Source organism: Marinobacter salicampi (assembly GCF_011074795.1).
GTDB lineage: Bacteria > Pseudomonadota > Gammaproteobacteria > Pseudomonadales > Oleiphilaceae > Marinobacter > Marinobacter salicampi.
Genome location: NZ_JAAMPF010000016.1, coordinates 87,124 through 108,203, shown reverse-complemented (window position 1 = coordinate 108,203; position 21,080 = coordinate 87,124). Strand labels below are relative to the sequence as shown.

General features: G+C 50.1%; 20 protein-coding genes. 3 read left to right on the top strand and 17 right to left on the bottom strand.

Going from position 1 to position 21,080, the window contains the following annotated elements; genetic code table 11:
- Positions 1-12: 12 nt before the first annotated feature.
- Positions 13-813, bottom strand: coding sequence for a hypothetical protein (locus G7W63_RS08540; RefSeq protein ID WP_166256165.1), 801 nt, complete (start codon positions 811-813; stop codon positions 13-15).
- A gap of 498 nt (positions 814-1,311) precedes the next feature.
- Here G7W63_RS08540 and G7W63_RS08535 point away from each other — a divergent pair, with 498 nt between their 5' ends.
- Positions 1,312-2,901, top strand: a complete 1,590-nt coding sequence (locus G7W63_RS08535) for a KAP family P-loop NTPase fold protein (protein WP_166256162.1) — start codon at positions 1,312-1,314, stop codon at positions 2,899-2,901.
- A gap of 371 nt (positions 2,902-3,272) precedes the next feature.
- On the opposite strand, the gene G7W63_RS08530 is transcribed toward G7W63_RS08535, so the two are convergent.
- Positions 3,273-4,730, bottom strand: a complete 1,458-nt coding sequence (locus G7W63_RS08530) for an RES family NAD+ phosphorylase (protein WP_166256159.1) — start codon at positions 4,728-4,730, stop codon at positions 3,273-3,275.
- Between the two features lie 478 nt (positions 4,731-5,208).
- Here G7W63_RS08530 and G7W63_RS08525 point away from each other — a divergent pair, with 478 nt between their 5' ends.
- A complete protein-coding gene (locus G7W63_RS08525) occupies positions 5,209-6,624 on the top strand; it encodes a hypothetical protein (RefSeq protein WP_166256156.1) in 1,416 nt (471 codons plus the stop codon).
- A 218-nt stretch (positions 6,625-6,842) separates the two neighbouring features.
- Complete coding sequence (locus G7W63_RS08520; RefSeq protein ID WP_166256153.1) at positions 6,843-7,544, top strand: hypothetical protein; 702 nt, start codon at positions 6,843-6,845, stop codon at positions 7,542-7,544.
- Positions 7,545-7,599: 55 nt separating this feature from the next.
- Here the strand turns inward: G7W63_RS08520 and G7W63_RS08515 are convergent, their stop codons facing one another.
- From G7W63_RS08515 to G7W63_RS08445, 15 genes are all read right to left on the bottom strand, one after another.
- The gene (locus G7W63_RS08515; protein ID WP_166256150.1) at positions 7,600-9,207 is read right to left on the bottom strand and encodes a S8 family peptidase; all 1,608 of its coding nucleotides are present in this window, start codon (positions 9,205-9,207) and stop codon (positions 7,600-7,602) included.
- Positions 9,207-10,136: a hypothetical protein gene (locus G7W63_RS08510; RefSeq protein WP_166256147.1), complete on the bottom strand. Its 930-nt coding sequence runs from the start codon at positions 10,134-10,136 to the stop codon at positions 9,207-9,209. Before G7W63_RS08510 ends, G7W63_RS08515 begins: the two co-directional genes overlap by 1 nt.
- 166 nt (positions 10,137-10,302) lie before the next feature.
- Complete coding sequence (locus G7W63_RS08505; protein WP_166256144.1) at positions 10,303-11,175, bottom strand: DsbA family protein; 873 nt, start codon at positions 11,173-11,175, stop codon at positions 10,303-10,305.
- A 79-nt stretch (positions 11,176-11,254) separates the two neighbouring features.
- The gene (locus tag G7W63_RS08500) at positions 11,255-12,001 is read right to left on the bottom strand and encodes a hypothetical protein (RefSeq protein ID WP_166256141.1); all 747 of its coding nucleotides are present in this window, start codon (positions 11,999-12,001) and stop codon (positions 11,255-11,257) included.
- A 163-nt stretch (positions 12,002-12,164) separates the two neighbouring features.
- Positions 12,165-12,722 (bottom strand): hypothetical protein, encoded by a 558-nt coding sequence (locus G7W63_RS08495; RefSeq protein WP_166255866.1) that lies wholly within the window; start codon positions 12,720-12,722, stop codon positions 12,165-12,167.
- Between the two features lie 604 nt (positions 12,723-13,326).
- Positions 13,327-13,653, bottom strand: a complete 327-nt coding sequence (locus tag G7W63_RS08490; RefSeq protein WP_166256138.1) for a hypothetical protein — start codon at positions 13,651-13,653, stop codon at positions 13,327-13,329.
- Positions 13,654-13,744: 91 nt separating this feature from the next.
- Entirely contained in the window at positions 13,745-14,029 is a 285-nt protein-coding gene (locus G7W63_RS08485; protein WP_166256135.1) for a hypothetical protein, read from the bottom strand.
- A gap of 45 nt (positions 14,030-14,074) precedes the next feature.
- Entirely contained in the window at positions 14,075-14,743 is a 669-nt protein-coding gene (locus G7W63_RS08480) for a hypothetical protein (protein ID WP_166256132.1), read from the bottom strand.
- Between the two features lie 13 nt (positions 14,744-14,756).
- A complete protein-coding gene (locus G7W63_RS08475) occupies positions 14,757-15,713 on the bottom strand; it encodes a hypothetical protein (RefSeq protein WP_166256129.1) in 957 nt (318 codons plus the stop codon).
- Positions 15,714-16,419: 706 nt separating this feature from the next.
- On the bottom strand, positions 16,420-16,605 hold the full coding sequence (locus G7W63_RS08470) for a hypothetical protein (RefSeq protein WP_166256126.1): 186 nt from the start codon (positions 16,603-16,605) through the stop codon (positions 16,420-16,422).
- Between the two features lie 104 nt (positions 16,606-16,709).
- Entirely contained in the window at positions 16,710-18,218 is a 1,509-nt protein-coding gene (locus tag G7W63_RS08465) for a hypothetical protein (RefSeq protein WP_166256123.1), read from the bottom strand.
- Between the two features lie 289 nt (positions 18,219-18,507).
- Positions 18,508-18,951, bottom strand: coding sequence for a hypothetical protein (locus G7W63_RS08460; protein ID WP_166256120.1), 444 nt, complete (start codon positions 18,949-18,951; stop codon positions 18,508-18,510).
- A 61-nt stretch (positions 18,952-19,012) separates the two neighbouring features.
- Complete coding sequence (locus tag G7W63_RS08455; RefSeq protein WP_166256117.1) at positions 19,013-19,261, bottom strand: hypothetical protein; 249 nt, start codon at positions 19,259-19,261, stop codon at positions 19,013-19,015.
- Entirely contained in the window at positions 19,258-19,533 is a 276-nt protein-coding gene (locus G7W63_RS08450; RefSeq protein ID WP_166256114.1) for a hypothetical protein, read from the bottom strand. The genes G7W63_RS08455 and G7W63_RS08450 overlap by 4 nt, the downstream gene beginning before the upstream one ends.
- A gap of 94 nt (positions 19,534-19,627) precedes the next feature.
- Positions 19,628-21,046: a DNA cytosine methyltransferase gene (locus tag G7W63_RS08445; RefSeq protein WP_166256112.1), complete on the bottom strand. Its 1,419-nt coding sequence runs from the start codon at positions 21,044-21,046 to the stop codon at positions 19,628-19,630.
- Between the last annotated feature and the right edge of the window lie 34 nt (positions 21,047-21,080).

Genomic DNA, 21,080 nt, shown 5'->3' with positions numbered 1-21,080 from the left:
ATGGTGCTACACCTACAGCTTTGCTGGAATTTGGCTTTCCACGGCGGCGTTAAGTTCTTGCCGGCGAAGCTCGATTATGGCCTGCAGATCCTTGGCTGCCACCAGGTGGTCAATATGCGTTGAAAACCCATTAGCCGCTTCACGAAGAGACGCAAGAAGTCTTGTGAGGTCCAGCCTCTCATTACCAGCTACACCCACATAACCTCGTCTAATACGTAGCTTTTCCTCGGAGATCAGGTCTTCTGCTACCTCTCTCGCTGCTTTAACAAGCGCATCGTGAGCATAGTCAATTCTTTGAGTAGCCACAGATGCTTGAAAGCCAGAATCTAGCGCTCGCTGGAGTACGTTTTGATCAATCAGATCCTCTCGCCGGAAGGAAAGCGCCAGGCAAATAACATCAGCTGCCAGCTTTTGACGTTCGGAAATCGGACGAGAGTAAGCCTTTTTTTCGAGCAGGTGCGTTTTGATCTCACTGTTAATCAGAGCCACAAACGCAGCCATAATGAGGCCTCCCACAATTGCACCGAGTCCCTTTCTGGACTCTAAACCCGAGGCATCAGGGTATGGTATCAGGCTGAGAAAAGAATAGAGGAGCGCAGCGCATATCAGCCATAAAGCGGTACTCACGAGCAGTAGACCGACCTCACGAGTGAACGGCGACTTATTGATGGCCAGCCATGACCAGCCGCGTGTCAGTGGAATGAATTCCGGTGCCATTGAGCTGAAGAGTTCGTCGTGTTCAGGAACGAGCCTTTGCGAATTCCATTTGCGACCTTCACTCATTAGTTCTTCAGGGAAGCGCTCCACATTCATTCAGTTTTTCTCCAGTTCAACTTTTTTGACATTGGCCTGAGCAGTTGGTCTATACTAATTTCACTGCACATCGCTTCCGGCACATATTCTCCCCAGTTTTCGGCCAAACTCCGATTTCGAATTTTGAAGGGCATAACAGCCCAAATCCAAAACTACGCGCCTATTTGTCATATACTCCCAAGTATATGACATTCAAGCAAGCTAATTTTATGCTTGCTTACAGTTGGTTTACTATCCGTTACTTTTCTCAACCCACCTCATAGACTTACACCCAGAGGTTACTTGCTGTTTGACTTGCTCAGACGCCCTACGAAACCACATACTGGCCAATCGTCTATACCCTCCAGCTACATTATAATTCTGCTAAGCGATGCGTTTAGTCCTTTTTGTGACACACTTGTTGAAACAGCACTAGCAAGAACCTACAGATTATGGCTTTTGACACAAAGTGCTAAACTTGCCTTCTAGCTCCACTTCAAATACTTGAAAAGGATATCCATGGCTGAACAAATTGAAATGCCCGATTATTGGAAAGACGACAAGCTTGACCGCTATGAGCAAGCAATATTATTAAAATCTTTCCTTGACCAACAATATGCATCAGGGTTTCTTTCAGAAGATCGCACTAAATCCTTCGTGCTAAATCTCGACGCCGAATGGGGCTATGGAAAGACTTTCTTCTTAAATAGATTCTCTCGGGATTTAATACAAGAGCACATTGTGCTTCGATACAACGCCTGGGCAAATGACTACGCTAAAGATCCCCTACTCTCCTTTATATCCCAAATAACAAGAGAATTATGTATCCAGCTTGATGAAAATGGTCCGAGCGCCGAAGACAACATCAGCAGAAAAAGTTCACTTATTGCCAGTGCCCTGAAGGTGATTAAATCAGCAGGCAAAGCAGCCGCCCCAAAACTCTTTACTGCCGGTGTGAGCACACTTATCCTTGGGTACCCTGTTTTGACAGGTTCTCAGGAAGATTCCGATGATTCCGACGAGACCAATAAGCCTCCTGCTTTATCAAAAGAAGACCAGGAACATCTTAAGAAGACCATAGGCGCCAGCGTTGAAGCTGCAATGGCCAGCGTCGACTCCGACATATTTGATGGAGAAAACTCCAGGCGGGAAGCTGTAGAGTCTTTCCGTAAGTCTCTGGCCGATATTATTCGTGTTTTAACTGAACAAAACAAACCAGGCGTTATATCAAACTCCAAAAAAGCTCCAATTTACATTCTGATCGATGAGTTAGATCGATGTCGCCCTGATTTTACAATCGAGCTTATTGAGTGCGTTAAACATCTATTCTCCGTCGATGGTTTATATTTTATTTTTGCAACGGATGGGGAACAACTTCAAGCAGCTTTAAATGGTATTTACGGCGAACATTATGACGCAGAGATATACTTCAACCGTATCTTTAATAGAGAGATTGGGCTTCATGTACCAGATCAGCGGAAGATTTCAGAAACGCTAATTACCGAATATGGTCTTACAAATGCTGTGCAGGACTATAAACTTATTCCTTACGCTATCGATACATTAAAAGAGGATAAACTATCTCTGGCCGAGGATTTTCGAATAGTTGCTGAGTTCTTTGGTCTTGATCTGCGTTCCCAGAAACAACTTTTAGCTTCCTTTCACACTTTACTGCTCGCCAGAAGTAGCAAGGGACTTAAAACTCATTCTATACCATCGCTTTGCCTAACTGTATTATGGCAGCGGAAAAAGTCTTTATTCCGTAAACTAAAAAATTCCCCTCATTCAATTAAAAGTGACCAGGCAATTGAGCCGTTATTAAGACCGGTAATTTCAGGGGGAAAGTACGACATTTCCTTTTCGACGTACACAAAGGACGGTTCAGTAATTAATGCAAAGATACCTACTATTTTAATTTCATTTTTGAGAATGTTCTCCATTAACCCCCCTGACTACTTAAAAGAAGTAAAAAGCGCTTCTACTGTATATAATGGTAGCGAATCACTATACACGGCTGCGCTAAAACAGGAAGTTCAAACGGCTGGTGTTAATGATTTCTCACGTAATCCTTTAAGCAGTTACTTTGAACAGATAACAATGGTCTCCTAGTAAATTAGAATGCCCAATTATATTTTTTAATAATCTTCTCTCTGGAACCGCATTGCCTTTCCAAGGCAAAGCGGAGCAGCTTTATGGCGATCGGTGTAAGCATCTGACGTACCCGTGATCGCCGCCCTTCTCTGCTAGTAGCCGCCTACTAGGAGTATTACTCTCAAGCTCCAAAGAGCAGCACCCTGTTCTGGGCCACGCGCGAAATGTGCGGCCCGTTACCTATGATAGGATGATTCGGGCCTACACCAGCATTGGACCGTACCCTGCTTAGTGTTGTCGTGAGGTGTGAATAACTCGCGACAGATATCGGCCCTAGCCAGCATGGAAACCACACATCCGGGGCCTTGCCCGAGCGACTTCTATCGGAATCAAAAATCTCCTGTGAGACCGGAACTATTGTATCGAGTTCGTTCTACTATCCGTACATCTGAGTCGAATTTAGCAGCGGTTATCGAGTGGACCACTAACCGCTGCGTATCGACCTCTAAAGTAGGATTATGACAATCCGAATTATAATCAGGAACTAATTGATCATGATAGTCCAAATATTTGCTGATTTTCTTCTTATTGTATCTGTCCACGGTTGTGCCTGGTAACCATTCAATTACTGAATAATGACCACGCTCATCGATCTCTGGGTCAGCCTCCATATGAGTAGTTACTTGAGCTGCATCAGGTATTTCAAGCTCCTTTACTAGTGAAGACTCATGAAAAAGCACAATGTTATAACCTTCGGCAGACCCCTGTACCGACTTGAAAATGATGCCGTCTAAACTTGGATTTACATGATTCGCTAAATAATCGGCAACCGCTTGCGTGGCTATGTAATCAATATCTTGATCACCGGGCATCACCGGCCTTGCGAACCGCTTACCCAAAGTGCGCAAGAAAGAGATTCTGTTTATCTCCTTTCCGAATGCCGGGTCAAAGAGACTACCTCCCGAGTGGGAAACCTTCTCTAGGTTAATCAAGTTCAGGAGTTTGAGGGGCACGATTATTTTGAAGCATGCCACCACGACATCGCTACCCACGGGTGGTCTCACTTCCGCCAGCGCAATATCTGAGTTGCTGGCACCATAAAACACGGCGATACCCCGTGCGTTCATTCGTCCTGATGCAGCAAATCGGGCCGGAGGAGCGCTCAGAAGCCTGTCGGGTCGTTCAATAGCTTTCATAACGTCAGAAGCAGACTGAAAGGCCCTGGCCCGAAACAATTCGGTAATATTGGTCCCAGGCCCTGCAGTTTCTATTATTTTCAGCCCACCATTCGCTGGCAGCGAGTGAATATTTGCAAAAACATCGTCAAGGATCTCAGCCGCCAGATTATTAAAGAAACGACTTTTTTCTTTGAGTGCAAACTCAAACTTCTCCCATTGCTGATCCCATTCGGAGGTATCGATACCTTTCTCTTGGTAGTGGGCCTCTAGGCAGAAAGGAGGTTCTTGGGGGTCGTCGAATGGATCACCATCGCCCGGATACCATACTTCTAATACAGCACGGATATCGTTTGCGATATCGCTGGAAACTTCGGCCAGTTCTTCAATTGTTTCGATGACTGGGCTGCCTTCGCGATACCAAAACTCATCAAACATGACACGATCTAACTCAGACTGCTCTTCGGGGGTGAGTTCATAGTGCTCCAGTATCGCACTATGAACACGGACCACAACTTCTGCGAGGCACCAGGTTGGGACATCTTTATTCGAGCAGTAGTCGCAGGGCTGTTTTGTTCCTGTATTGATGATCTCTTCTGACAAGAACTCTTCGCCAATGCAGTGGGCGCATAGGCGCTTGTGTTCTCGAGTGGAGGGGGCGTGTTCTTTCATTGATCTTCCTGGTGACAGTGCTTAGGAAAACTTATTGTTGCGAAGTTACAAGGCGATAGGTGCCTCTAACAGCCTTTGAGTGTCGGTTAGTTTAACTTTAAACCATTTCTGAAACAGTTCGTCTGAACCGTCCAAAGCCTTTATTCAAAATGCTCACGAGCGGACTGGTTAAGCTATAACAGAATGAGTTACCCACTTTCACCTGTAACTTGGGAAGCACCTCACCCGAACCTTGGTCACATTACAACCAGAAACCTAATCCTTTGTAGTTCGCAATGCTATGTATTTAAAGCATTATTGACGTTATTAGGCGTTATATGCCTTGTTACATTGTGTTAATCTTTATTTCAACTGACTTCACAATTTGCTCTTGCCGTTTCCTTGGCTTGGGTCTCTAACTGGGTCGGTAGTCATCATTAGTCACAGTCGTCTTGGTATAAACCGAATAAATAACAGCCCTGATTGGAGGGGCAATAAAATGGACCGCAAATACGTCGTTAGTGCATTGATTGCAGCTATGTTCATCTCCGGGTGTGGGGGTGGCGGTGGGTCTGACTCAGAAACTGTCGATACGGGTAATACCCTTCCTGATACTTCGAGCCCGGTTGAAGAGACGTCTAATCGTGGCCAGGCCGAGGTCACCAAGAGATCTTCAGTATTGGCAGAGTCCTTCAGTTACGACGGTAACTACGACTATGTCTCCGTAAGCGGAAAGGCTTTTGATCCCATGGAAGCCGAAATGGGGAATGCCTTCGCCGCCAGTTGTGACGGCATGAGCGACCGTTACTACGACAATGGTCTGGTCCGTGCTTATTCCGATGGTGGCGTGACCGATGAGGAGCTGAAGCAGGCAGGGGATCAGGCCCGGGGCACCCTGGAAATGACCCTGACCGCATCCGGTCTGACGATCGACGACTTTCAGCAGTCTTTTTTCAGTACTCTCCACCCCAAAGCGGTGCGTGAGATTCTGGATTACGCCGAGTCCGGAGTGCCTGTGAATTGGCATGACGGTGCTGAGTGGGGCGTCATTAGGTCCGCTATCCACAACCCAGTGATATCATTCTACGATCTCTTGGATGAGGATGAGATGGCTTTGTTTGAGGCAGGCGAGCACGTGAAGTATCGCGATTTAATCGAGTCTCATTTTATGGCCATGCAGTCCTGGGAAAAGATGAAGGTGCTCGTTGCTCTTCAGGAAGCGCTAGTCACTTTCGCAGAGTTTGATCCTGACGCTCCGCTTGGTGGAGGCGGAAGTGATGATGCCGTGGGCGAGCCAGATTATGACTGGAGCTGGGGCCCTGAGCCAGTTATCAACGAGGAAATGGCCGCCAATCCGGAGTACGCCGCTTTGTTCGATAATCCTGCGGTCGATCCCGTGGTAAATGTCTGCGTGCTGTCTGAAAACAACACACCGGATCAATTTGATGCTGAGGTTGGTATCAACAGCGTCACCTTCGGCACCGGCACCGATAACGTGGAAGTGGGCAAGGCCATGGCCAAAGTCATCGGCCTGCACTTGGCGACCACGTATCGTTACGACTATGTGCAGGCGATGCCCTTCTGGTTCACCGAAGGCATGGCCTTCAGCCTGATCGTCACTTCCTACGATAAGGTGGATGCCGACACGCTGGTTGAGCAGGATGCGCTCAATAACTTTGGCCTGGCGGAGGAGTCCTACGCCAGCATCGTTGAAGGGCTTGAGGCCGACAAGAACACCGACTTCCTGATGAATCTCTACTACGCCCAGCGTTTCATTCCGAAGGCTGACGGAGACTCGACGAACAAGGGATTCAGCGACGCGTTTGCTGAGTTGGTACAGGCGCCGAACCATCCTGACCTGACCTACCAGTCATTCAAGGACAACTTTGGCAGCATCATGGCCAGCCTCCTGTAACGCCTTGGGTGAAGATTTGAAAACCGTGACTCGTCACGGTTTTTTTTGACCTGAAGATTGGGAACAGACCCTGCCTATAGATGTAAGACATTGGGCAATACAAACTGAGAATTGAATGATACTGATGATTCGTCATAGTGGGGGTCAAATACCGCAGCTTCTGCAAAAACTGCAATTTGGCTATGCGTTAGTCTTATCACTTCGTCTATATGAGGGGTATGAGCCAAGTGATCAACAAACGTGCTGACTTCAACGGTGAACACCAGGAGAAGAGCGACCGAAGCGACGAAAACAGCTCTATGATGAAGACCTTGAGCATCAACGAACTTATAGGCCGCCAGCCAAAGGAACTGACCCATGTGGACCAGTTATTTGTCGAACTGGCCACGGGTTTATGCCTGTCGATCCTGGAGCGCCACTTCGACATCAAACTGCCAGACGGTTGTCCTAAGGCCTCTTTGGCACCCACTGACGTTTTCGAAGCACTATCTAATGGACCATTCGACATTCTTGCCCAATACCTCGATAGTCTTGAAGATCCTGAGCAACGCAACAGAATTGCTGAGATCGCGCTCGGGCAGCCCTCCCAGCAAGATTTGTCTCCGGCCGACAAAGTGATAACCATCGATGTTCACGAGCTTGGTAAGCAACTGGTTAAAGAAGCTGAGCACCTTTGTGATTCGCTTGATGATCGACCGGTCATTCATCTGCTGGCCACTGAGCTGCAGCATAGGGCCGCCGAGATGTCTTACACCCCCGTACCCAGGTTCTGTCTCATTGATTCAAAGTATGGCCAACTCCGTGCATCGGGTATATTTAGTGCTTCTCATGCTCTTGCTTCACAGGGATATATCGAGCCGGCCAGAAAGCTGATCCAGGGCCTATACGACGTTAACCCCCGCCCTATTCTCGAACTCTGAACGAAAAAAAGCCCGGCAAGACCGGGCTAAAAGGGCATCCATGCAACGCAAAAACTTAGATCGGTAAACTTTGCCCAAATCGGCAATTCAAAGCATTTTCGTCACAGACATCGAACCACACCTGGTCATTCTCAATGTCCACACCATTGAGAATAAAGGTGTCCTCATCAGATAGCTTTACCAGTTCTTTTACGCCCTCACTGTTTGTCTTGAATACAGCGAAGCGTTCTGTTGCCGCATTTCTGAAGATGTTGCCGGCAGATACCTCGTAAGCGGCACGGAAATCCATACCCGCTGGTTCATTCAGAAGATAAGCTTGCTCGTTACACCGGGACACACTGTTCAGCGCCAGGCGCACATCCGGACGATTCGCATTGAGCTGGGCATTGACAGTGCCTAGGGCCCGGCCTGCGTCGGCGATTACACCAAGACCCTTCGTCGGATTGACCTGCGATCTGGCTGTTGAAACCAAAGTGTTCGCCACCTGCTCGGAATCCAAAGCTGGGTTTGCCTGCATCATCAGAGCACTGATACCCGCCACAATGGGAGCTGCGAAGCTGGTTCCATACCATTGCGATGTAACGTCAGTCACACTTAGTGAGCCAACCATTTCCCCTAGGGCCGTAATGTCGACGGCGCTGCCGAAGTTCGAGAAGCCCGACCCATCACCTTGCATGTTCACGGAGCCTACGGTGATCACGTTCTCACAATTCGCAGGAGCCACCAGCGACGCGTCAATGTTCTCGTTCCCGGCTGCCACAATGACAAGTATCCCTCGTTCATGCGCGTAGTTAATCGCTTCCTGAACGTAGAACGGACAATAATCAATCTGTGCGCCAAGCGAAGCATTCATGATTTGAACAGGCTCACTAATGGCCGGGACACCTTCTATGGTTGGATCTCCCGCCAGCCAACGAATACCTATTGAGGCGTCGTAAAGACTACCACTGTCGCACTCAAGAACCCGCGCAGCGACCAGTTCAGCGTCAGTTACTCCGGCAATACCAACACCGTTGTTGGCCTTTGCGCCAATAATCCCTGCCACAGCATTGCCGTGGGGTGAGGTGCAGTTAGGTGCCCAGGTATTTTCATAAAAGTCAGGGTTATAAACTCCGGCGCCAATCACGGAGAGGTTATAGCCCTCAGACCAGTCAAGATCCGCCACTGGATGAAACCCGGAATCCAGCACACCCACTCGAATGCTACGTTCCCTCATGGTGGTGAGATAAGCGTTCAAGATGTCCTGGTAGCCGAGACTCGTGTATGTCGGCTCCAGCCACGATCGTTGCTGGTTAAACCCTGGGTCAGATGGCGCACCTGTCGGGAGAAAGCCTGCGCTATTGACCATCGGATGGCCGGCCGGAGCCTGCGGCAAAGGAGGGTTTCTGGCAATCACATCCACCGCTACATCCTCAACCTCGGGGCGGTTCATCATCTGCTCAGCAAACGCTTCTGAGTCGGATTGGGCAACTTCGAAAACTCCTGCACCACCAGGGCCCTGGTTACTAAGAGAGACTGCGACGCCGGTTTTATATTTGACGATTACTCGGGTTGTGGGTTCTGACGATCCCGTGGAGCTGGCCAGCTGACGCACCGGTTCTGCAGCCGAGGTTGTCGAAATGGCGGCGCTTAATGCGAATAGAACGGCGACGTGTTTAATCATTACAGCACCTCACAGGACAGAGACTGGGCAACGAACGTGCTTAATATTGAAGCTATGGAGCCATATTGCTCGGCGACCAGGAATCCACCATCCTGGAGTTGACCGTATTGCTCATTAGTTGTGTACCGAGACCAGAGACCTAGCTCTTCATCGTATTTCAGATCGCCATCAAAGGAGCCGGGCACCAGTATGCTTGTGTAGATCGATATGCCTGCCAGTTGTTGAACACCAAAGTTCCCGTGATCTCTAACACTGCTATCAAGCAGCTGGAGCTCATTGTTCAGCGTTTCCTCTCCAATTCGCCCTGCCCTGTAGCTTTGCAGTGTGTGCCCAAGGCTTACCAGAGCAACGCCAAGACCAGAAAAAGACGCCGTCATTTCTGGCGCGAAGTTCCAGGCCAAAGCCTGTTTTTCGCTATGAGTAATCACCCCGGCCAGATAAGCGTAATCAAGGAAAAACGTATGTAGGGCGGCGTCCTGGCCCAAAGACAGGAGCTGATCCGACTGGTCCAGAGTGGCATCCGCTTTAGCCTCAAGTTGTGCTGCAGAGGCGTTCCTAACGAGGAGCGAGACCTGCTTCTTTAATTCGTGAGACCCTGAGAGCACGGTGATGTCGAGCTGCGTCGTTATAGGCCGATCAAGATCAGGGAGGACCAGCTCAATGGCACCGTTTTTCAAAGCCCCAAGCTCAATGCCTATGTCCGGCGTATGCTCAAAATGAACGCTATCAGGCGTCGAGAAGGAGCCGGTTATTTCGATCACCTGATTATCGTCATACGCCAAGTACGTTTGATCGATCGTGATTGCCCTTACTGATGAGACTGAGGATTCCTTATCACTGGAGCCGCCCTCCCCCCCACCGCATCCCGCCAAAAGCGTGGCCGTAGTCATCGCCAATGGAATTGCTAAAAAACCAGGACTTCTCATCATGTGTTCTCCGAACTGCTGTTATCGGGTTATGTTTCCCACGATAACTCGGGTCTCAATAATGCAAGGGCCAGACTGCTGCCAGCTCGCAGGATAATGCGTTGTAACAACGCAAAAAGCCGGCCACAGGACCGGCAATTCATTCATCGCTAGGAGATTAGCTTCACGGTTAGCCCTGCTCTGAGCCTTGTGCTGCTGCCTGGATCAGCTGCTGTACCGCTGCTTTCACCTGGCTAGCTGGTACCGCACCTTTAAGCTGCATGACCTGGTTAGTGCGGTTATGAATCACGAACGTTGCAGGGGTACCTGTCACTCCGGCTTCTTGGCCAAAGTTGTAGTCCTCTTGAACTGACTGAGCAATTTCACTGCTACCAAGGCAGTTGAGATAGGCCTCCTGATCAATTGGCAGCATTTCCCCAAGTTTCTCAGGCTTAATACCACGGCTTCCGCCTTCATCGAACACCAGCTGGGTAGCAACCCAGAACAAACGGTTATCCTGCTTAGCTATACATTGAGTGGCTTCGTGTAGCGGACGTGCCGAGGGGTGAACCGGGAAATGCTTCCAGACCCAGTTGACCTGTCCTCCAGACTGATCAACTACCTGCTTGGGGGTTTCGTGAAAACGCTGGCAGTAAGGGCAATCGAAGTCAGAAAACTCAATGACGCTGACCTCAGCTTCCTCAGCACCATAAAGGTTCGCATCATCGCTATTGTCGATTTGAGGCTTGGCGTTATTCCAATCACCGACAAGGTTTTTATAGGACTTTAGAAGGTCATCTCTGCGTGCGGCATCCATCTCGTTCCGGATGATTTTGGTTAGCTCTTCCGGGCTTGCCTGGCCTTGCATATCCGCCAGCACTTCAGTCTGCTTTGCGATAGCGGCGGTCACCGCTTTGAGCTCACTCTGGTTCTGGTTCGCCGTGCTGAACGACATGAACGACAGGGCCAGCGCTGCAATTACAGCAACAGTGACCACGGCCAAAAGAGCCTTGATCAGGCCATTATTGTTGCCAGCTGACTGAGCATTACTGTTCTTCGCCATTTGTACCTCGGATCAATGAAGGCTAAATATCTAGGCTCATCGTACCGAGGCAGGCTGGTGGTCAAGGGTTAAGTGGGTGCTAAAAAGTGCCCTTAACTGCGCTTTTTGAAGTCAGGAGGGTGTCATTTCTCAGAAATACAGTCACCAGCCGGTAGGCATCATCACATTCAAGAAAACCGAAGTGGATAGGTTCTGTTGGGTGCCGGTAAAGCAGAACAACACCATCCTCTCCATATTTGCGGATCTTTCCTTGAACGACATTATCTGGCATAGCTACGGGGGATAGATCAGGAGACTGAAGGCGGCGAACAAGTGAGTCGAAAGGTCGATCTTCGCTCCTGGCATCCACCCGTTCAAGCCACCGCTCATAGGCATGGTCAGTAATCTGGACACGACCAAGGACAGGAGTGGAAATCGTTTCATGCGGCTCCAGATTCATTTCGATATGGTCTGTTGCCGGCGTTTGGTCGTCAGGGAGCATCTGCGACTTCGGATTAACTTCCAGCTCAATGCCCGCCAGCCTGCTGGTTAGGAATCGACTGTATCTGATCATCGATGTGATCTGGGATTTCCCTTTCATCGCTTTCTTGATCGCACCCTTTGTGACAACGGCACGAATCCCTTTGCCCGAGCGTGGTGGGCCTGGCAGCTGTGGATTTTCAAGTATCAAATACCGCAGGGCTGCCAGCTCGCCCAGTGCTTCGACGCTGGTGCTGTCGAACGGTATTGAGACATCGAGGGCACCATTGCGCTCCTTCCCCACATGCCAGAGCACCTTTGCTGATCGTTCGCCCGTTCGAATTGCTTTGACATTAATAATGTTCATGATGGCTCCAGGTAGAGGCTGCAGGCCCTCCGGAGAGTAAATTGCAGCTAGTGGGTTCTTCTGGAAGTCATCATAACCGAAGTCGTAACGATGCAAGCAGAGTGATTTGATCAGCCTTACAAGCAAGGCTTACAGGGCTACTAGCCCTGGCTCTACCCGCGCTTTATGCCAGCCAGCTGGGGCGATGTTCGCCCTCTTTGACATCAATCGGCTTATCACCATTCCGCCAAGCAAACCGATGGATGTTTAAGATTTCCTTAGCCACAACTGCGCTATCTTCAGCATTGAGCCGCACCGTAGCGGTGACTGATTGCGGGCCGTCTATCCCTGCCCCGATGGGCGCTAGTTTGAGTGTAAGATATATGTCCCGGTAGCCAGGCGCTTCGCCGTGAGTCACATATTTGGCCTCAAGATCAACCGGCTCAGCATCTCCGGCCAGATCGAGAACGCGCTGTTCAGCTTTGTAAAGTCGACCCTGCTGGCGCGTCTGCTCGATGTCACCCAGTCTTGAGGCTACGCGCTTGGAGACAGCCGGAATCAGTGAGGCCCATTCTTTACCTATCCGCTCCAGGGCCTCAGCGATCGACACTCCCCGGTCAGCCAGAGCTTCGGCATCGTTAAGCACCAGAGCAGCTGCTAGTGCCTCACCTGTAGATAGTGCCCCATAACCTTGTTGAGCCGCAGCCAAAGCACTCGATACCATGTGCGTTAGATTGTCCATGCCCTTCCTTTCCTACGATGAAAGCACTGCTATAAAATTACAGATCCAACCTCAACTTCAGTTGAACCACACGCACATATAGGCCTGAAGTCACGTAGATCTGATTTTTTCCTTCCTACAGAGGTGGCATCAGGTTCAGCCCTTTTGAAGCCTTCCCACGAAGTAGAAGAACGAAACCAATCATCCTCGCCTCTAATACAGACGCCTTCGCGACCACATTCCTTACACTTGGCGGTATACCTTGTATAGTCCCAGCCCATATCGATTCCTTTTCTTAACTCTCACAAAGGAGTTCTTAGCATTGAGGCTTTAATTGATCGTTGGCCTGGGGTCCGGCCACTGGTCCCCTTCCGGAATGGCCTCCCAAACAGGGACGCCGCCAGCTCCGAATGAGTAACACTGTTGCCAATCCCCTTCCTGCAGCCGGACAAAAAAGGGGTGACCGTGCTCCAGCGCTTCCAGTTCGCCTGGGCCAATTTCAGTTATGAGGTCGAGAATTCCATCTTGGTACCGTAATATCATCGCAGTCTCATAGTCTTAAATTTTGCCGTTATGCTCCAGCAGTCCACCGCCTCGAAACCTACAGGAAACGGCCAGTCGAGCATTAGTCCTCCGGCTGGTTTATATCTCCGGTGATCGAGTAACCGGAACCATAGAGCCCGAATTTTCGCCCCTGCTTCGTTTCGTCATCATCGAACTGGTTGGTGGCTGAGTTCGTATTTATTGGGGCGGTCAAGGCTCTATCAACCGAGTCTTTTCTGCTGTATTGCCCAACCTTGTATACGTTAAAAGCGATGATTAGCCACCCTAAGATTGTGTACACGTTAAAACTGAAGGCACCATTAATATCGAAGAGAAAATAAACGATAGCTCCGAAAAACAACAATACTGGCATTAATAAGGCGATTGTAATAAGGAGGCGATTAATCATGATAAGCCCTTGCTGTGGCGTCATTGTTCGTAAGAAAGGTTAAACAATTTCTGGCCCGGCACAAATTACCAGGTAGCATTCTTCGATGCGCCTAGTTGACGCTCTTTTCGACCCTATGAAACTGAAAAGCCAACGGTGCCAGCGCCACAACAACCACAGAGAACCACAGCATTTGTGTTTCAATTTGCGCCATGATTTGAGATGGCTGATCCGGTGCCGGCCACCACGCCAGAGTGGAAAATCCCAGCGCGATGAACGTCAAAATCACCGCTCGACCGGCGAAGCCTTTTCGCCATGCGAGCCATGGGGTTGCCAGCAAAAACAGGGTTGAAGCGGCTTTCATCAAGACAATTGCCACAAAGATTGTGTTATCCATACGCCTAACTCCGGTTTCCCATGTTCTGAAGCTCTTAGACGGTTGCTAAAGTTCATGCATGGAGTGGGCGGTCGCAATATTTCTTTGCTGGCCTTCATTCAAAATCATCGGTCTGACATCATTGGAAAATGGATGATCAAAAGTCTGTATAAAGACCTCCAGCATTTTTGTTGAGAAGCCACTTGAGTCATTTATTTGTCCAGAAAAGATCATCGGTAGGGCTCCAAGTCCCCCGAAGCGGCTTTCTCCTGCCGTGTAGAAATGCCTGAGCATCCCGTTCACCGTACTTTCCAGAATGTCTTCTGATCCGTCGTCATCAATGACAATGACGCCATTGAAATCTTGCGGTGGTGCTGACTGGGTGTAGGTAGTCATCCATGTGTCCGCTCTCAGATCATGGGCTTGAAAATTTCCATCCTGCGCTCGTGCCACCAGAGTTTTCAGATAACTGAAGGCCTGGCTCTCTGTCAAAGTACCTTTTGTAGCGCTCTCCAGGGAGTCATCAAAGAGTTTTACCGTCACGCAGTCACGAATCTCAGGATAATTGTCCATCAACGTGTCCCGAATCTTGATACCCAAACCTTCCCAGTCGGTCTGCTTGAGATTGTGGAAGGGCAGCGACCCTGTTTGAGCCAACATTTCGCCGAAGCGGCGTTCATCCGTTAATATCGATAGTGAAAAAAACAGCGTGTATGTAGTGCCCTGTTTGTCCATCTCCGATTTACCATTAGTTGATTGATGTTCTATTGCTACGTAAGGCTATCTCTCCAAGACACGCCGCGGCCTCCGAGAAAACGTTAAAGAAAGTACTGGTGCCATGAACTTGCGTTACGTGATGACCACTTTCAATGATCAGCTCACTTAGAGCTTGAACAGATGGGTTGTCTCTGTGATTGTTCATGACCGATTGGAGAGCTTTTTCAACCATGCTCTCGTTCTGAGCCAGCCAACAATCGAAGACATGGAGGTAAGCGGGGGAGTTCTCGCCGGTGCGGCTCGTCAGCTTAGTTGTGAATTCGTCCCAGGTTATGGACCTCAGCTCATCTCCCCACTCAACTGGCTCAAATACTGGGCGGAGATGTTTCCCCTCTCGCACAAAGCTTTGTTCAAGGAAGGGCTCAGAAACTATGCCTGTGATCCAGTCCGAAATCTCAGTCAGAAGTTCGCTTCTGTTTAGATCAAAATAGTCCTTGATCAGAGCCGCTATTTCTTTAACGTCGTCCTCGGATATCTTTGGTGCAAGCTTTGTGGATACCCGGCCCTGGCCATCGATTTTGATGCTCTCGATCAAGTCTGCTTCGTTGCTCTCCTCAATCATATTGTTGGGCCTAATCATTGCCCCATAGAGTCGCCTTAATACGTTGACAAGATCTCGCACATGAATGCCTCCGCATCGGCTATCTGCATAATCAGTTCCTGATTCATTGAGTAGGTTGTGGGGCACGCTGTCTAGGAATTTCCACAAATATGGCCCGGCTAATTCTAAAGAGTCTCCATTCTCAAAGAAGACCGCTGCCGTCTCGGCTCTTTGATGCGCTACGTCGATAACGTCGCCTGCGCACGGTTTAGCCATTTCTATCTCAATATGCTGAAGGCCAGGCAGGGTTTTTTCCATGTCGCTGAAGAATACGGCCGTCTCGAAGCGGCATCCGAATGGGCCTGCTAAATTATAAATATTGCGCATGTTTAAATTCCCAAGGCAGTTCTGGCGGATTCCAATGTCAGTTATCAGTGATTGGATGGACCGTGGTTCGGCCTACAGGTCTGGTGATGATCCAGAATTGCTGGGTCGTCCCACTGTTCATGTGTTGCAGGGTTACCAGTTGCCTCACTTGCGGCAGTCCGTACTGGAAGGGGAAGAACCTTGGCTTTGTCATTGAGCAATCAGTCAGCGGATATCTGTGCTTCCCCAGGTCAATTTCCTCACCCTCAACCCCATCCTCATGCCGTAAAAGCAGTCTTGGCTTCTCAATTTTGAGCACCCACCAGCCGAGACAGCAGGGAGCCAGTATTAGTAGGGGGCTCCACACAATGCTCAACGGGACCGCCAGCATTCCCACAATAAACAGCGGATGGGGTGGCGGTGCTTTTGCTTCCGATCTACTTGTCATGACGAATTCCCATTTAACTGCGACTTGTCGGGCGCGGATACCGTCGTTTGGCCCATACTCCAACTGCGAAAGCCAGAAGTGCTACCAATGAACTCCCTACAAAGAGTCTGACTGAGAAAGGTTCGTCAGTAAGGAGCACCGCAAGAAATGGCCCGCCTATGGCCACCAGTAGAAGGTGGAGGATTGCCTGTGGCCATGGGCCTGCGTAATAGTCCCGAAACTCTTTCATCGTCTTTTCATTCATGTCCAATTCCAACAGTCATTGGGGTGGCGCATTAGTCAGCAAGCCTCATACCGGTAGCCGGTTTTAGCCTCAAGGTCATCAATCTGTGAACGAAGAACATCCTGTAGTACAGGTTCGCTCTCCTGGCCCCGGAGACTGACAATGGTATCTTCTATTGCATCGACCAGCGCCCGGCCTTCCGGATTGTCCAGAACCTGCTTGAATGTCATTCCTCTATGCATGAGTTTCCCTCCCCCATTCTAAACCGGAAATTAAAATGGCATTGCTACTGATATTCTCACAGGGCTGGGAAATGCAATGCAGATAGCCGTGCCGGAAATGTACCTTATTGGGATCTTCGCCAATTAGTTTTATGGAAAAATTTTTGCTCGATCCGGTCAGCGCCAATGCTATCCAAATTTGGTAGTTTGAACTTAGGTTCCCGATCCCAATCGTTCGCCAGGTAGAAACCGTCAGGCTGCTCAACTAGCGCTGCCTTGTGAAGCGAGGCTGAAACATTGGATAACTGGGAACAACCCACGTTTTCGAGGTTTTCGGCAACGAAAGTAGGTCGGCTGCTCTCCCGGCTAATCCAGTAAACCCAACCGCCTATGAATAGATGATCCTGCTCTGTGGAGCCGCAGCGCTTGTTAAACTCGACAACCCGCTGCCGAACGGAAATTTCCGTATAGAAATACTCTTGTGTGAATTTATCGATGTCCCCGGAGCTCAACATCATGGCTGCCAGATCCTGATACCCCTCATCTCCGCTGACATGGCGGAGTTCGGCCAACTCTATACCTGAGCTTTCTTTGTAGCGCGAGCCGCCAGCAATGATCTCTTTGCGACTACTACGAGTCCTGTTGGTGATCCTAACGAATGACGTCGACGCGAGATGAGAGGTTTTGCGGTGTTGTGAATGCAGTTCAGCACCGTAAGCGTGGAGACCAGCTGCTAGCCCCCGATGAAAGCTTAGTGGGGCCTCTATCATTGGGTTATCGTCTTCAACACAATACAGGCAAAATGGGGTCAGTAGATCCTCGCCTCGATGCTTGCCTGCCCCCGTGAAATGGTTCCAGCTTTCAAAGCCAAAGTAGTGTGCAGTCACTTCCTGAACCAGGTGACGGGGTAAAGGTTTGGCGACCATCTGGGACAGGGTACGCATAAAAGCGGTGGACAGGTTGGAGCAACTAGGCTCAAACATGCTGCGGCCCAAGTTCCAGAATTCAAAATCGTCCAAGTTCGACGCAACGTTATCATCTTGATCACATCGGATGGCATCGACTTTAGGGAATCCACGAATCTTCCGAAGGTGCTTGGTGAACACCTCACCGGAAGCACCCGACTCAAGGCCACGAAGGGCTGTACGGACCCTGCACAGTTCATCATCTTTTACCGCTGTAAACGGTATGTGGCAAATCCGAGCTATCTCACAATGATCGCCCTGAAGGACCAGCTCACCAGCCGGGTTCCAATAAACGCGATTCGGTTTCGTCCGGGCGTGATTCATGAGCCATAGAATATAGCCCAATGCTTCTGAAAGACTGTGTGAGGCAAGGATGTAATTCTCAAATTCAATTGGCGTCTCATCAGGAAGCAGTATCGCATGCCAGTCCGGGCTTAAGTCTTTTGAATCTAATGCGTATAGCCATCGATGAGCTCGTGAATCGACAATGCTCAGCAAGCTCCTAAACAGACGAGAGTCATGCATCTGGTGCTCTTGAGAGCCGGTCATTTCGTATGGAGTTTCAAGGAACTCCGGCAGGATTTCATAACCTTTGTAGGCAAGCTCTTTAACTAAACGCGAGGTGGCCTTTTCCAATGAATCTTCGATTTTAAATAAAGGATGAGTCATGACATCTTCCCCTTGTCGGCTCTGCAGGGGCGGTCGTGTGCATTAACCAGGCCCAAGCCGGTGTCAGGAAAGAAGTAGTAAGGAATGAGGCCCTGTTCGCATGGAGCGCACACAGCAGGTATCGGGCGACCTGAATAATAGTATTGGTCGGCTCTCAATGTCTGTCAAGAACGCTCCTGAGGTCTGGCCTTCAGATTTCCATATAGTGCTCATTTTGTAAGTGCGCAATAAAAAACCCAGCCACGGAAATCCGGGGCCGGGTTTAATTACTGAGTTGAGAGTCGCTTGCTCACAGCAAGGATGCTGATCCCAAAGCGGCCCCAATGACGCCAAACACTAATCCGCCAGCGCCCATGTGGGTTGCGAGCCTGTAGCCCCAATCCGGATGGTTCAGATAGTGTTTGAAAACCGCGAAGTACCCTGCTCGATACACACCGACTTCCACCTTTTCGCCAGGCTTAATGCCCAACGCATCACAGGTGTCGTAGTCGGCAGCAATCGCTGTCGGTGAGCGAATGTCCATGCTTCCACTTCCAATCGCAAACCTAAGCGTGTGAGCCCCAGTTGTCTCATTCACTAGACGAACTGGCTCCCTGCGCTCTACCTGCTGACCTTTGCCAGACCTGGTCGTGCCAATCCGAGACGAATGCACTCGCACTATGGAATTCACCAAACCGGCATCTTTGGCAGGCAACCGCAGCACGGTACCGGCCACAAAGATTACTTTGGCCATGGTCATTCTCCTTTTGATGATCGATCGGCAGCACTCCTAGAAGTGCCGCTGACCGTGGGTTTTACCAGTAGAGGCTCTGCTCTTCTGGCTGTTTGATCGCCTCCCACCTCTCAGGAAGAGGCGGTTCTGAACACATTTCCAGTTCAGGACAATGCGCAGGATGAAACAATCGGTGCCAGGTGATCAGATCGTTATCGACGTCGAGATACCCATGCCTGCCCGTTGAGGGCTCGAACACGTATTGCCAACGCCGACCGTTGATCACACTGATCGGTTCGGTACCGCCACATGCCGGAACAACCTCCCTCATGCCGCCAGCCTCTTTTGCTCAACGCCATAGAAGAAAATCATCTTCTCCAGCTTGCGAAGCGACGTGGAGCTCAGCGTTCTAAGCCCCAGAGTGACGCTGAACCTTTCGTGGGTATTGGTAATGACCAACGCCCCCGGATAGATCAGCAGTTCCGTAGGTGACGTTTCGTTGATCTCAGGGAAGACAGTTTGCAATCCGTTGGATCGAACGAATATTAGGGATTCCTCGCGAGTCAGATGCTGAACACTGCCGCGAAAGGTTTCAAAGTCCATGAAAATTCTCCTGCTTGGGGAAGCCGCCAGGCCAGCGGCCTAGCGAAACTCCCGTTTTGTTTTGGAAAGCCGGGAGCCGAAGCTCCCAAGCGGTTCAGGCAGCAGCCAAAGCTGGTACCGGTTGTTGAATGTTTTCCCGAAGGGAGGCAAGCCCTTTGCCGATGCCATAGCCAACAGCTTCGAACATCGGCCATATAACGCTCTGGCCTAACACCTCATGTCGAGTAGTCGTAGCAACCCAGGACACATCGATGAATGCCTCTGGGATACCTTTGACCCGAGCGTGCTCAAGGGGCGTCAGGAGACGCGAGAGCAGCGGATCGGTTGGATGCTGGATAAACGGGTCTGTGCTCCTGGCTTTGTTGTACTCGCGGGTTACGGTCGAAATGTGACCTTCTTCGCCAGTGAACAACTGCCTTCTGAAACCTTTCCCGGCTTTGATATCCCGCTGCTCTTTCAAACGCAGGTAGTCGTAGGACTTCCAGCGCTCGTCATCGAGCGGAACATCTTCCAGCACATCACTCAGTTTTTCTGGCTTGGTCCGCAGGGGCACGATGTCATCTATATCGATGAAATCTTCCATGCCTTCAGTGAACGCAACCACGCAAAGGCGATCGCGCTTTTCCAATGCTCCGAACTCACATCCATTCAGGATTCGTTCCTGCACCACATAGCCGAGAGATGCCAATACCGACCGGATCACCGCCATGCTGGCAGTGCTCTGGTACGGCTTGACGTTCTCAATGACCACCAGTGCTGGGTTGGTTTGCTCAATCCAACGAAGGGCATTAAAGAACAGGGCCCCAGCGGAATCGTGCTCCTCTGGAAGGTATGTTCTCTTCTCCCCTTTCGTGTCGCGCATTTTCGCCCGTCCTGCGGTTGAGGCCCCAGTACAGGGGATTCCCATGACGCATAGATCGGCCTGAATGGCACGGTCGATACAAATATCCTGAACGGGAGCCTCGATCAGCACCGATTCATCTGTAAAAAGATGCGGATTGCTTTCAAGAGACATATCCAGGTACTTGCGCTCTATTTCGACAGCGACTTGAACGAACGTACCCACGCCTGCTTTGGCTAGTCCTGCATGAATGGCCGTATCAAGGACACCCGCCCCATGGAAAAGACTATGGACCGCCAGCTTATGGTTATCCGCGATCTTCTTGCGGATACGCTCCAGGCGTTCCTGAGCCGCTTCCTTGAGGTAGTGCTTGCGAATGACGATCCGCCCTTTGCGAATTGTCACCCGAAGTTTTTCCTCCTGGTCGAACCATTCCGCCAGCTTCTGCGCGTTCAGGTCGATAACCGGCATTTCGGTGCCGTTCCTCTTTTTCGAGGATACGTTCCGCCTGCCACCGGCTATCCTCACCAGGATGAGTCGATCACTGTTGGAATGGTCAACGTTGTAAGTTTCGCCAACGCGAAACCCTTCACGCTCCAGTTTCCGGCCCTCAAGCCAAATTCTGGGTGTATTCCGGTTGGTACCGACTTTGGTCACGATAATTGCGGTCATGGTATTGCTCCTTCTGATTTAAAGGAGCTCACAC